This window comes from Chryseobacterium sp. VD8 (genome assembly GCF_037149975.1).
Lineage (GTDB): Bacteria > Bacteroidota > Bacteroidia > Flavobacteriales > Weeksellaceae > Chryseobacterium > Chryseobacterium indicum.
The window spans coordinates 1-14035 of the sequence record NZ_JBBCQL010000114.1; the positions used below are offsets into that span (position 1 = coordinate 1).

General features: G+C 35.9%; 8 protein-coding genes and 1 pseudogene. 5 read left to right on the plus strand and 4 right to left on the minus strand.

Annotated features, from left to right (window positions below; genetic code table 11):
- A pseudogene (locus tag WFK35_RS13190) lies at positions 1–718 on the plus strand (translational GTPase TypA); the annotation flags it as partial.
- A gap of 809 nt (positions 719–1527) precedes the next feature.
- Complete coding sequence (locus WFK35_RS13195) at positions 1528–3126, plus strand: glycoside hydrolase family 10 protein (RefSeq protein ID WP_336732980.1); 1599 nt, start codon at positions 1528–1530, stop codon at positions 3124–3126.
- A 254-nt stretch (positions 3127–3380) separates the two neighbouring features.
- Here the strand turns inward: WFK35_RS13195 and WFK35_RS13200 are convergent, their stop codons facing one another.
- From WFK35_RS13200 to WFK35_RS13215, 4 genes are read right to left on the minus strand one after another with little or no spacing between them, the layout of a single operon-like run.
- Positions 3381–6833, minus strand: coding sequence for a hypothetical protein (locus WFK35_RS13200; RefSeq protein ID WP_336732981.1), 3453 nt, complete (start codon positions 6831–6833; stop codon positions 3381–3383).
- A 29-nt stretch (positions 6834–6862) separates the two neighbouring features.
- Entirely contained in the window at positions 6863–7387 is a 525-nt protein-coding gene (locus WFK35_RS13205) for a hypothetical protein (protein WP_336732982.1), read from the minus strand.
- A 33-nt stretch (positions 7388–7420) separates the two neighbouring features.
- Positions 7421–8506, minus strand: a complete 1086-nt coding sequence (locus tag WFK35_RS13210; protein WP_336732983.1) for a DUF7151 family protein — start codon at positions 8504–8506, stop codon at positions 7421–7423.
- Between the two features lie 51 nt (positions 8507–8557).
- On the minus strand, positions 8558–8710 hold the full coding sequence (locus tag WFK35_RS13215; RefSeq protein ID WP_336732984.1) for a hypothetical protein: 153 nt from the start codon (positions 8708–8710) through the stop codon (positions 8558–8560).
- 274 nt (positions 8711–8984) lie between these two features.
- Between WFK35_RS13215 and WFK35_RS13220 the strand changes: the two genes are divergently transcribed.
- The 3 genes from WFK35_RS13220 to WFK35_RS13230 form a co-directional block, all read left to right on the plus strand.
- Positions 8985–10223: a helix-turn-helix transcriptional regulator gene (locus WFK35_RS13220; RefSeq protein ID WP_336732985.1), complete on the plus strand. Its 1239-nt coding sequence runs from the start codon at positions 8985–8987 to the stop codon at positions 10221–10223.
- 549 nt (positions 10224–10772) lie between these two features.
- Positions 10773–11342, plus strand: coding sequence for a helix-turn-helix domain-containing protein (locus tag WFK35_RS13225; RefSeq protein WP_336732986.1), 570 nt, complete (start codon positions 10773–10775; stop codon positions 11340–11342).
- Positions 11343–11705: 363 nt separating this feature from the next.
- A partial coding sequence (locus WFK35_RS13230) for a TonB-dependent receptor (RefSeq protein WP_336732987.1) occupies positions 11706–14035 on the plus strand: 2330 nt, incomplete at its 3' end.

The following is a 14035-nucleotide window of genomic DNA, read 5'->3' on the forward strand; positions in this document are numbered from 1 at the left end:
ATCAGTTCTTATTGAAACCATGAGAAGAGAAGGATATGAAATGACGATCGGTCAGCCACAGGTTATCCTTAGAGAAATCGACGGAGTAAGCTGCGAACCTTACGAATCTTTGGTAGTAGACGTTCCTGAAGAGTATGCTTCAAGAGTAATCGACCTTGCTACGCAGAGAAAAGGAGACCTTCACATCATGGAAACCAAAGGGGAGATGCAGCATATGGAATTCGAAATTCCTTCAAGAGGTCTGATCGGACTGCGTTCCCAGATGTTAACCGCGACTGCGGGAGAAGCGATCATGGCACACCGTTTTACAGAATACAAGCCTTTCAAAGGAGCGATTCCGGGAAGAAACAACGGGGTGTTGATCAGCAAAACGCAAGGGCCGGCTACAGAATATTCCATCAACAAACTACAGGACAGAGGTAAGTTCTTCGTAGATCCGGGAGAGGAAATCTACGCAGGAATGATCATCGGTGAGCAGAACAAACCGGGTGACCTTGTGGTAAACATCGTGGAAGCGAAGCAGTTGAACAACATGAGAGCAGCGGGTAAAGATAAAGATACAGGCGTTGCTCCGAAGATCTTATTCTCTCTTGAAGAATGTATGGAATATATCCAGAGTGATGAAGCCATTGAGGTAACTCCGAACTTCATCCGTATGAGAAAGAAATTACTTTCTGAAGAAGACAGAAAAAAAGTGGAAAGAGCGGCTAAAGCTTAATTCAGTTTTTATAATAACAAAGCTCCGGTTTTTCGGGGCTTTTTTTGTTTTAAATTAAAATTCAATCTGTCATTCTGAATGGAATTTTGCGAAGCATTATGAAATGAAGAATCTTTTTAGAAATTAATCAAAATAGGAATGGATTTTACTCGCTTTAAATATTCGGTAAAAGTTTTGGCTCTGGGTCTAAATTTAATATAAGACTTGTCTAACCTTTTTTACCGCAAAAGATGCAAAAGATTGTAACACTTTAGTTTTTTAAGTCTCATACCTAAATGGAAAAAGAGCACATAAGTTTAAAAAAATCAAAGATTTTTTCTCTCTGCATACTTTTGAAATGCTTTGAATAAATCCAATAAAGTCTTTTGTCTTTTGCGGTAAAATTTAGAAGTTGTTTAAACTAAAAGAGTTTGCTCCTTTAGGAGCAGAATCTGTGTAGAAATAAGAATAAATCCGTTAATCAATCCATAGGATTGATATCTATACTGCGATAAATTTTCTAAAGATAGCGTTCCTACGGAACGCAGAACTCCTTGTGAATATATTTTCTACACAGATAAAAACTCTATAGAGTTTTCTCCCATTTTACATTAAACAACTTTTTAAAATGAGTCTAAACAAACTTGTAAGTAAGGAAATCTTTTAAAGTTTACCTGAGTGAAACGCTTTCGCAAACTTAAAAGCAGTCAACAGTCAAAAAAACTTTGCTTTAAAGCATCTGTAATTTAAATCAAAGTTCAAATAATTCATTTTATTATCGTAATTTAAAATCAACAAAATAAATTAATGTAGTTTTGCAGACTATGAGAATGAATACCCTAAAAATGATCGTTTTGTCGGGATTTTTTACATCATTTGTTGCGTGTTCCACACAGAATAACGCAGTAAAAGCATCCACTCCCGTAAAAAATTCCGTAAAATCCAATATACCAAAACCGCCGCTTCCCATTACCAGTACAGATTCTTCGGCAGTACCGCCGAATGACGATACTTTCCGAACCAATCTCCCGGAAATCAAAAGAGAATTTCGCGGAGCATGGATTGCAAGTGTTGCCAATATCAACTGGCCTTCAAGAAACAATTTATCCGTCGATCAGCAGAAGGCAGAAGCCATTTCCATGCTGGATATGCTGAAAGACAACAACTTTAACGCCGTAATTTTTCAGGTAAGACCTTCCGCAGATGCTTTGTATACCAGTAATCTGGAACCGTGGTCATATTTCCTGACCGGACAGACCGGAGCTGCTCCTTATCCGAATTATGATCCTTTGCAGTTCTGGATCGAAGAATCTCACAAAAGAGGTCTGGAACTCCATGTGTGGCTGAATCCGTACCGCGCTCATCATTCGAACGGAGGCTCGCCCAACAGTTTATCTATGGTGAATAAGCTTTCCGATATCGTCATCCGCCTGAAAAACGGAATGTACTGGTTTGATCCGGCTGATCCGAAAACACAGGGACACGTTTCAAACGTCGTAAAAGATATCGTAACAAGATATGATATTGATGCCGTGCATTTTGATGACTATTTTTACCCTTACGCAACCTATAATAAAGGAGCCGATTTTCCGGACAACAAAACCTGGAATGCGTACGTAAGCAGCGGAGGAACCTTAACGAGAGCCGACTGGAGAAGAGATAACGTGAATAAATTTGTTGAAAGAATCTACAAAGAAATCCACGCAGAAAAGAACTATGTGCGATTCGGGATCAGTCCGTTCGGAATATGGAAACCCGGTTATCCGGAAGGAGTCACAGGTTCTTCTCAGTATGATGAGCTGTATGCGGATGCCAAATTATGGTTAAATAAAGGCTGGGTAGATTATTTCTCGCCACAGTTGTACTGGCCGATAGAATCCAAAGGACAGCCGTTTGAAGGCTTATTGAACTGGTGGAAATCTGAAAACACCATGAACCGACATCTTTGGCCGGGCTTGAATACGGTAGAAATTAAAACTTCAGACCGTCCGACAGAAATTAAAAATCAGATCGAAATATCGCGACAGGTGTTAGGGAAAGATGCAGGGGAAATCCACTGGAGTATTGCCGGATTAACCAAAAATGCCAATATGCTTCCTGCCCTGAAAAACGGACCGTACAAAGAAAAAGCGCTGGTTCCGAAATCACCGTGGATAAAAGCCGTCCCTCTGCAGACCCCGACTTTGTTCATCAATGATAACGGAAATTCTGCGCAGATAAGCTGGAGCGTAAAGAATATAAAAGAAGTCTTCCAATGGGTGCTTTTCACCCAGTACAACGGAATCTGGGAAACCGAAATCCTTACACTGGATCAGCTTTCCAGAGAAATTCCTAAAAATAAAGACGGAAAAGTACTGAATGCAGTGGCGATCAAAGCAATTGACCGATTAGGCAACGAAAGCGACTATATTGCCAAGAAAATAAAGTAATTTTAATAAATACAGATAAATAAACTCAGCAGTCTTAAACAGGCTGCTGGTTTTTTTATTTTAACCACAAAGTCACAAAAGATTTTAAATAATTTCTACACTTTATATCAGAAAACATTAGTCTGTGAAAATCTTTGATTTTCTTGCGCCTTAAAGCTTTGAGATTAATAAAAATCTTGCGCCCTTGCGTTTTCCCAAAAGAATATTGTATTTTAAAAAGTTTAAACAAACTCGATATTTAAATCAAACTCAAACTATTTGGGTATAACGATTAAGTAGGGTACAAGTCGGTTTCCATCTTTACCTAATCCGAAGCCAACTACTTTTTCATCTTCTTTTGCTTCAGCCCAATTTAGATCCACGAATGGAGTGGAACTACGTTCCATTTTTTGATAAAAATTTGTGTCGTTATTTTTAAATGAAGACCCGCTCTTTGAGGTTTCTATCCCGTAATGATTTGTATCTCCGATTGAACTAAATCCGACTTTGTCAAATTTTTCATTAAAATAAATAGGGTTCTTCTGAAAATGAACATTATTTATATCAAATGTTTGATAAGAATCAGTACCATCCTTATATTCAATATTGTTCCTATCTTTAAACATTAGAGCATAACGATTGTCTCTTTTGTAAATTTTTACGCCTTTTATTTCAGCAGCATTTTCAACATTTATCCATCCTGTATGTACATAACGGTCGCCTGTTGTTGCAATTAAATCACAGAAATCTTTATCACCATGTAATTTCAAAGGTCTGACAATTTTAGCAATCTTTGAAACACCAAATAGCTCATCTTTCTTTTTAAATTCCCACAAATCCGATGAAGAAGCAGAAGCCGAAATAATTAACCCAAAGAGTTTAGAAGTTAAAAATGAACCATATTTTTCATTTTTTATAGCTGCTTTACCATCTGTTTTTAATTCCCATTGTAAACTTTTATCATCACTAATCCCAGGATTCATTTGCATTGTAAGCTCTCCATTTTCGTTGCATTTCAATCCAAATTCAATGTTGTTAGCATTTTTCGCTTTACAAATAAGCTGATTTTTACTATTCAAATACCACAATTGGTGATCTGCATCAATATTTGGCATAAGCGTTACATTAATAACAGCGTGGCTCATGTCCGGAGCAAAATCTTGATGATGAATTGATAGAACTCCTTTTTCATCCAATTTAATCGCACTGTAAGTCATTGAATTGGAATGCCAAATAAGTTTATCGGTCTGTGATTCTAATGCTTCTAAATTCCCATTGTTCAATAGATTTACTTCTTTTACAAAAGCATCAACAAGTTCTGAAATTGGTTGGTTCTCTTTATCTAACAATTGAAGTCTTTTATTAACCAGAGCTAATTTTTCAACATTATTGTCTACTATTCTTTCGTAAACATTTTTTTCATTTGGCTTGGTTTGTTTTATTACCAATTTATTTCCTTCAAAACATAATTTATAATTACCATCTTGAGATTGTAAAGAGTCTTTTCTCGAGATAAAATTTTTCTCTAACATCCGATAACCATCATTAGCAGGTATTAAAGTCCCCTTTTTTGTATTTGGTATTTTTGGTATGTATAGATCTTCAACAGGCATGATTTTCCAATAGGATTTCATAGCTTCTGGTGTAATCTGTGGCTTTTGGACAGTTTTTTTTTCCGTTTTTGGTTGATCTTCCGCATTTTTACCTGGAACAACAACAGTAATTTCAGTATCGACCATTTTTTCCGTCTCTACTAGTTTAAAATTCTTATTGTCTAGTGTTACGGTTTTATTGTTCATATTACTCAATCTACCTCCGCCTAGTTTCCAATATTGATTTGGGTAATAATCTTCTAATGTGACAACAAGCTTTTCATTTTCCAAAGAAAGTACAAATTTGTTTTGGGAATCATAATCTATGGAACTGTAAATTTTCCCAGAATTGGAAACATACCATAGTTGAGAATCCTGATTGCTAAATGATTGCAATTCTAGTTCGGTACTACTCACCAGCTCTTGATTGTTAGAACTACTTTTAATGGTTAATACATCACTTGAACTAGCAATGTTTTTAATCACAAAAAATTGTGGTTTTGCATTTTTCCCAAATTTTTCAAAATAGCCTGAATAAAACAAAAAATGTGCATTGCGCTGAAGCAGTTGCTCTATAGTTAACTCCAGCGTAATTGTTTCGAATAATTGAGTGCATCTATTTTGTAATTCATTAGGTAATAGATCAATGATAGGCACCAAATTATCAAAACGAACCAATCCCCACGAAGTGTATTTTTCTGTTGATTTTACCCATTTTTCTGTATCGCTCACATAAGCTCCTTCACCACCAATGGCATTGAAAGAAATAGTTTGGCTCTCATTTGATGTTGATGTGCTGGCTTTAGAACCTTGGTTATGGTTCATTTTTCCTTCAACACCTACTTCTGTACGCATATTGGAAAAAGCCGCTTGAAAAGAGGCTGCATATTGCGTTTGTACATTGTCAAACTCTTCCATTTTTTCAATCTTTTTGATATTGGAAGAATACAAACGTCCACCGATAACCAAACTGGTAGGAACAAAATGACCAAAGGTCATCAATAACGTACAAATCTTTTCAAATTTCGTTTGATTGTTTGTATTGGTATCTTTGAAAATCGATTCCAAATATTCTACCAAGCTGTCGTCTGCACAGGGTTTTAATGTATCGAAAGACAACTCAATTTTAGGTAAGAAAAAGTTGGAAATGAATGCCGCTTTTTTTACACTGATATTCTTTTCCTGCAACCACTCTTTGCCATACGAAAAACCAGCACGCAGTGCAGCGGATGTTGCCCAGTAGTTATAATCTACCGATAAACCAAAGCCTAGATTAAAAATACCTGTTTCCTGAGACTTGCGCTGTGTTTCGTCGAGGGAAAAATTGGTTTCAAAAAAGCCCGAAAGACGTGGTTTCTTGTAAAAAATAGCAACCGGTTTTGTAGCGGAGTTGTTGTTTTCTTCCTTGAGGTATTTTACAGCGTTTCGATAACCTTGATCTACAGGTGTGTCCTTGGAATGATCAATGACAATACCTTTAAATAAACCCACTCTGTCATAAAGCATGTATTGTTCTGCAATAGACATTCCAAAAAAATCGGTAGCTCCATCCAAATTAAACGAAGCCGCAAATTTAGGAATACGAAAAGCGGCAGTTTCCTCTGTGAATTTAATATCCTTGAGTTCGAGTTTTTGATCGGCTTTCATCAGCGCACGCAACTCCTCGTTCACTTTGTTGTACAACTCTGGAATGTTACCACCCGTATGTTCAAGTAGGTTTTTAATAATTTCTCTTCTCAGATTCTGTATATCTCTGTTTTTGCGATATTCTTTAATATCCGAATCATCTTTTAAATCGTCATCAACTTGGTACTTTTTTTTGGGGGTATCAATAGTTTTAATTTCAGTAGTTTTCTTTGTTATATCGTTATTTTTAGTATCGTTTTTGTTTGATACTTCTTTTTTAGAATCATCAACTACATCGTTATTTTTAGTATCGTTTTTACTTGTTTTCCCTTTTTTAGACTCATCAATCACATCGTTATTGTCCCAATTAACATTATGTGCATCAATTTTTTTTGTTGTAAAAACCTCTTCTGACTTGATTTCAGAATCTGAACTGTCTCTTTTCCCAAACTCAACCTTTTTTTTAACGGTTGAAGCTGAAAAATTTACTTTTTTTGAATTTTCTGGCATTAGGTTGCTTATTAAAGTGTTAAGTTATATTAAAAAAGATCCCACGCATTTTGGGCCAATTGAGCATTTTTGCAAACTGAGCGTGCATATGAAAATCCATACCTCATGTCAAACTTGGTATTACTTCCATATTCTACTAGAAATGATCTAGAGAAATGATAAATTGCAGTGTATGTGCCATCATTTTCAAAAAACATTTCTAAAAGTACCGGTCCTTCTAACTCCATAATTCTATCTCGCAATTCTTGATCTTCCTCATCATCAATTAAATTACGTATTTCTTGTGCAGGAATTGGCTGATTAGAATGTAATATTGTTAATCCATAATCATCATCAATAGGCCACACTTTACAACGAACACTAATTAGATCCTCAAAATCTTGCGCGTCTTCATATAAATATAGATTATTGTGAGGATGCCATCCTATATTATTTATATCATCGTGCCGTTGTGTAATATGGCCATTTTCAAAGTAAAGTGTTGGAAAGCCATTATTCTCGTTTGTCATAGTGTAGCCGATAAAATTACCTGCTTGTTCTGCTGTTACTGCCATTTTTATTTAGTTTAATTTCAATTTTAATAATCCTTACTTCACCCTCACGATAGTCAAATAAGTACTTCCGTCTGCAGAAGTATTCGCGGCTAATGAATTTGACCAAGCAAATCCTCTGAAGCGAATGTTATCTCCGGCATTGAGGTATATAATGGTATGTAAAGTTGAAGTGTTTTTCAAGATGGTTTCAGATGGCTGAGTGCTTCGTACATTTCTGTATAAGGCACCTGTTTTACTTGCACCAACCGTATTGTTTTTGTCCATGAAAAAATCAACACCATTGCTACTTAGTCCACCTGTATTGGTAACCCCAACTATTTGTACATCGATTTCATACCACCCAGCTGTTCCAACTGTAAAGACAGAACCATTCCAAGTATTTCCACCTGTAAGAGAAGCATTTGGATTGTTTGTAGCTGAAAACGTTAATAAAGTACTACCAGCACCCCCTAATAAATCTGGAATGTTCTGTATAGTTGTGTTTGAAATGTATAATTCTACATTTGGATAAGCACTTCCACCTGCACTTGGTGTTACCCAAGCTGTATTGTAATCTGTTCCATTTACTTTCGCAAGTACTTGTCCTGTAGTTCCACCTGTTGGTACCCCTTGTCCGTTAGTTCCTGCTGGACCCGCTGGACCTTGTGGTCCCATTGGACCTGTCGCTCCCGTTGCACCAGTAGCACCGTTACTTCCATTACAAACATATTTAGTGTCCGAAATTTCATTAGTGCCCAGTGTATTATCTCCGTTGAGATCTACGCCGCTTTCTACTTTTATGCCTCCATTGGCACAATTGGCTCCTGTTGGCTCGGCGGTGGTTTTTACCAAGGCATTTTTGCCGTTTACTCCTGTGCCTCCGCTTCCCCCAAAATTGGCTACAGCACTTCCAGATACGCTCCCATCATCATTTACCGTAAGCAGATTAGTACCATCGCTGTTTTCCAGTTTTAGTGCTTGTGTAGCACTGGTGTTTCCATTTCCTTTTACATGAAGGGTAGCAGTAGGTGTAATGGTATTTATTCCTACGTTGCCTGCTTGTGCAGCTGCCTTACTTCCTAGGCATAATGTACAGGCTATTACGGATAATTTCAGTACGGCTACGCTTGTCTTCATCATGGGTACTTTTTTCTTTTTCATTCTTATTAAATACTTAATTAACTATTGATATTATTTTTTGTGCTGTAAAATTTCAATAACTTCTTTTAAGTTTTCATCTGTGAGAGGGATGTTATTTTCTATACAAGTTGTTATGGCATTTTTTTTTCCAGGTCCTAATATTTTCCATACCGAAATTATTTTCCTAAGAGATAATAGTTTCATTGCTTCATTTTTTTTGTCAAATGTATTTTTTAATGATTAATAAATCTAGAAAACAGCGGGTAGTTGGCGGGTAGTTGTGCGACTACCCATCGGGTAATATGTTGTTAAAATATTGATTATCAGTTTTTTTTATTTGTAAATATGTATGCAGAAAGTTTTGAAAAAAGCGGTTATTACTAATTAAGATATACGAACAAAGTGTATCTTACTATAAAATATTTGTATTTTTGTGGGCTTTTAAGGGCAAAAGGTCTGCTTCTACAAAACACACAAAATGAAAAAAACTATAACAAAAATGATACTACCAAAAATTTATTATTGTTTATTTCTGTTTTTAAGCATCTCTTTTCGTGTTTTTGCTCAGCCAGAATCTATAAAACGGCTAGAAAAAGAAGTGGTTGCTAATAATGATAATTCTAAGTATGTAGAATCAATAGTACTTATTTCAAAATTTATAGACAATCCTTCTACTACGCCTTATGAAAGGTATCATGCTTATTTGCTGAAATCTTATACTTACAAAAGACTTTATGACTATACTCACGTAGAACAAAATCTAAATTTTGCCCTAAAAGAAGGGCTGAATAGTGAGCATAAAAACGAGGTAATGAGTAACATAAGAGCAGAAAAATCTTTTGCGTATTTTGATACTCATCAATATGAAAAGGCACTTCTTGTAATGAACGGACTTAAAAAAGATAACTATGCCTATTTGCCACCTACTACAAAGGCATGGGTAATTATGCAGGAAGGCTACATCTATATGCTTCACAAAAATTATTCAGAAGCCGAAAAAATGTATGATGGTGCGATCGCCATATTAGAAAAAGAAGAACCTTCTAACTTACCTAATGTATATGGAAAAAAAATAGAGATGTACCATATCATGAAATTGTATGATAAAAGAGACGAGCTCTTTGAAAAAGCATTGGCAAATACCAAAAAATATCATAAAATAAAATATGAAATCTACCTTTATGAAGTTTTAGCCAAAGCTTGTAAAAAAAGTGGGGACTATGATAGAGCAATGCAGGCACAAAAGAAATTTGATTCTCTTGGAGAGTACTATGATTCTAATAATAATTTAGGGAAAATTGGAATTGTTGAAAATAAATTGGAAATAGAGAAGAGAATTCTAAACGAAAAAGAGCATAAAAAATATGGACGCATTCTATACGTTGTAATTTTCTCACTTGCTGCATTACTTCTATTGCTGTATATGTTGTATAAAGCTAATAAAGCAAAAAGAAAAGCAGCAGAAAATGAAAACAAAAAAATTTACTCCGAAATTGAAAAATACACTAAGCAGCTCGATGAGAAAGGGAATTCTACTTTAGATATTTCTCAGTATAATTTAACTGAAAGACAAATTGAAATTATTGAACTTGTAAAAAAAGGAAAATCTAACAAAGAAATTGCTGCCCAACTCTATATCTCGGAAAATACAGTAAAATATCACTTAAAAATTATCTACACCCAATTAAATATAAACCATCGCTCTTTTATAAAATAAGATATAAAAATGTGTTTGCTTCAGAACAAGTTTTGCAGATATACCATGAATATCAGAACGCATTAGTCTATGAAAATCTTTGATTTTCTTCTTATGTGATCTTTTAAATATTTAATAAACTAAACTTATGTGACCTTATGTGTTAAATCTAAAAAACCTGTCATTCTGAATGGAATTTTGCGCAGCATTATGCAATGAAGAATCTCTTAAAAACGTTGTGATTTTAGATTTTTCGACTCTACTTCGTTTCGCTTAAAATGACAGTGTTGCGGCTTAAGAAAGCTTTTTTTAAACCACAAAGTCACAAAAGCTTTTGATGCATTTTTAAAAGTTAACAAGCGTAAGAATAAAGAATACAACAGTTTAAAAAATCTTTGATTTTTATACTTTTGAACACTTTAATTATTTTGAAACTGAGCTTTATCATTATCTTTTGTGCCTTTTGTGGTTAAATTTCCCCCAAATTCCGGATAGTTGGGAAGAATTGTCATTTAATATAGTAAATTTGCTTCTGCATATAATAACCGGATCTGGCTAACTGTAAATGATATGAATGATTTTTTAATAGGCATTGGAAAGAGACTGAAAGACATCAGGAAAAAAAATAATTTAACCATTAACGAATTAGCTTTCAGAGCCAATGTAAGCAACGGGCTTGTTTCCAGAATAGAAAACGGCAGAACGATTCCTTCACTTCCCGTTTTGTTGGATTTAATTCAGTCTCTGGAAATTGATGCAAGTTACTTTTTTGAAGGGGTTGAGAAAAAATCAAACGCCAAATTCATTTATCTGCCCAAAGAAAACCAGCAGCTTATTGAAAAAGAAGTGGAAGCCGAAGGGTTTAAATACATGCATATCTTCAGCAAAAGCCTTCATTCTTTAGGTTTTGAAGCGGTTTTGCTTACGCTTGAACCCAATGCCAAAAGAGAAAAAGTAATTACCGATGCATGGGAATTCAAATATATTCTGAAAGGAGAAGTGAAATATCTGATCGATAATGAAGATGTGATATTAAAAGAAGGAGATTCCCTTTATTTTAACGGAAAATTCCCGCACGTTCCGGTGAGCATCAGTAATGAAAGCTGCGTCATGCTGGTTTTGTATTTTTACTCAGGATAAATTTTACATCTCTTTTTCTGTTGTTTATTTACAAATATTCAATTACTGTTTTTCATAAAAGTTTACAAATATTCAACTTTCTGTTTTTTATCAAGCCTTCTGATTTAACTTTAAATTAATCTTTGGGCGGTTGTTTTTTTGAAAATTTTATTAAACAAATATGCATTGCATATTGTGTCATATCCTTTAAAATACCTATCAACACTCATTTTTTTCCATTATAAAAGAAGAATACAGTACTTTCTGTAGGTAAAACTGGGGTAACAATTCTACTTCATTTATTAAACATTACTTAATATAAAATAATTACATATATTAAAATTATTGACTTGTTTTGCGGTATAAATTTAATATATGTAAACAATGGAGCCGATAATAAAAAAATCTCTATTCCCTCTTTTTGCCTGTTGCAGTATTTTTATCTCTGCCCAGCAACAGATCGTTACAGGAATTGTTTCAGACCATAATCAGCCGCTTCCGGGAGCTGCCGTAAAGGTTGCCGGAACCTCCAGAATCATCATGACCGATTTGGAAGGAAAGTTTTCCGTCAATGATCTGAAACCGGGGCATTATGACCTGCAGATCTCTTATATTGGTTTTGAAAATCAGAATATTACTATAGATCTGAAGTCTCAGCAGACTATGGATCTGGGAATGATCTCCATGCTTCAGAAACAGAAAAACATTGATGAAATCATCGTTACCGGATCTCTGAAAAACAGCGAAGCAAGAGCTTTAAATCTTCAGAAAAACGCAATCAATATTTCCAACGTTATTGCTTCCGACGGAATCGGGAAATTACTCGACCGAAATGCTGCGGAAACCGTTCAGCGTGTACAGGGAGTTTCCATAGAGAGAGATCAGGGCGAAGGAAGATTTGTTTCTCTGAGAGGATTGCCGCCATTCTGGGCATCAACAACCATCAACGGAAACAGGCTTCCCACAGCGGAAGAGGAAACTACATCCAGAGCAACCGCTTTCGATTTTTTTCCGACGGAACTTATCTCTTATGTTCATGTGAATAAATCTTTTACTCCCGATATGGAAGCCGACGGAATCGGAGGCGGCGTGAATTTCATTACGAAAACACCACCCATGAAAACCGAGTTCAAAGCAACGCTGGGAAGCGGTTATAATGCTAAATCTGATAAAGGAGTCTACAACATCGGACTGCTTTACGGCGGAAGAACAAAAGATAAAAAATTCGGGTATTTATTCAATTTTGCACACTTCATCCGAAACTGGTCTACCGATAATTTTGAAGCCAGAAGAAGCGGTGACGAAGGTGTTTTCAGGTTAGAGCTTCGCGATTACAACGGAGTGAGAAAAACGACAGGAATTAACACGGCTTTTGAATATGTGCTGTCTCCAAAAACCACATTTTATCTTAAAGGAATGTACGGAACGCTGTCTGATGATGAAACGCACTACAAACACAGAATCCGTTTTGATAAATTCAGTTCCGCCAACAACACCGCAAGAGTTGAACTGCAGAACATCCATAACCGGCTGATTACAGAATTAACTTCGGTTTCTTTAGGCGCAGTTCACCAGTTAAACAAAGGGAAGATCGACTGGGATCTATCGTATTATGACAATAAATTCAAATACGGAAACATTCCCGATAAACAGAACAACTCCTATTATGTCATTAAGTACACTCAATCCGGAGTGGGAATCGATCCTGCTTATATTGCCAATCACGGAATCGGTCCGAGAGCTTACTGGAAAGCCGATGGCGGAAAATTGGACTATAAAGATCCGGACGCGTTATTTGGATTCTACAGCGATCCCAATTTTAAAATGGACGCTTCCAGAATGAGATTTACCGATCTGGAATTTTACAAAGTCTTTGTTGAGGAAAAGGATAAAATGGTGGCTGCTTTTAACCATGAGATGAATGCTTCAGATCGTTTAACCTTAAAATACGGTTTCAAATACAGGGATAAAGAACGGAACGCCAGATTCTCCGATATTTTCTACAACTGGAACAACGGAACAGCACCACTTTTATCAGATTTTGGACAATATATTACGAGTCAGGCGAATGGTCCTCAGTATTTAAGTGAAATGAACGCCCACATCGGGAATACGTTCGGTCCTGTTCTGTCGACATCGGGAATGGATCAGTTCTGGTTTCAGAATCAGGGAAATTTAAAGATCAATACAGCCGATTCGGAAGCTCTGGAATACAATAAAGCACTCGGAAGAAATTTCGATGTCTTTGAAAAACAAGCCGATGCGTACGGAATGGGAACGTATAAAGTGAATGATAAGATCACCATTTTAGGAGGGATCAGATTATCGAATACCAATACGCAAGTAAAAGGATATAATGTAATCAATAATACCCTGATTCCTGTTGAAAACACAAAAAAATATCTTGCCGTTTTGCCGATGCTGCATATTAAATACGCTCTAAATGATAAAATAAATCTGCGTTTTGCCGCCACGAGAACATTTTCCAGACCTAATTTCGGAGATTTAACGCCGGGAGGAACATACAGCGAAGCCGACAACGAATTCAAAGGCGGAAACCCGAATCTGAATCCGACCTATTCCCTGAATTTTGATCTGATGGGAGAATACTACTTTTCAAATGTGGGAATTCTGAGTGGGGGAGTATTCTATAAATCTATTACAGACCCGATTTTTCAGGATTCTTTCATCGGAAACTACAACGGAATAAACGG

Coding starts and splice junctions, on each gene's coding strand:
- WFK35_RS13225 (WP_336732986.1), top strand. CDS start 10,773: ATGAATGATTTTTTAATAGGCATTGGAAAGAGACTGAAAGACATCAGG.
- WFK35_RS13195 (WP_336732980.1), top strand. CDS start 1,528: ATGAATACCCTAAAAATGATCGTTTTGTCGGGATTTTTTACATCATTT.
- WFK35_RS13205 (WP_336732982.1), bottom strand. CDS start 7,387: ATGGCAGTAACAGCAGAACAAGCAGGTAATTTTATCGGCTACACTATG.
- WFK35_RS13210 (WP_336732983.1), bottom strand. CDS start 8,506: ATGATGAAGACAAGCGTAGCCGTACTGAAATTATCCGTAATAGCCTGT.
- WFK35_RS13200 (WP_336732981.1), bottom strand. CDS start 6,833: ATGCCAGAAAATTCAAAAAAAGTAAATTTTTCAGCTTCAACCGTTAAA.
- WFK35_RS13215 (WP_336732984.1), bottom strand. CDS start 8,710: ATGAAACTATTATCTCTTAGGAAAATAATTTCGGTATGGAAAATATTA.
- WFK35_RS13220 (WP_336732985.1), top strand. CDS start 8,985: ATGAAAAAAACTATAACAAAAATGATACTACCAAAAATTTATTATTGT.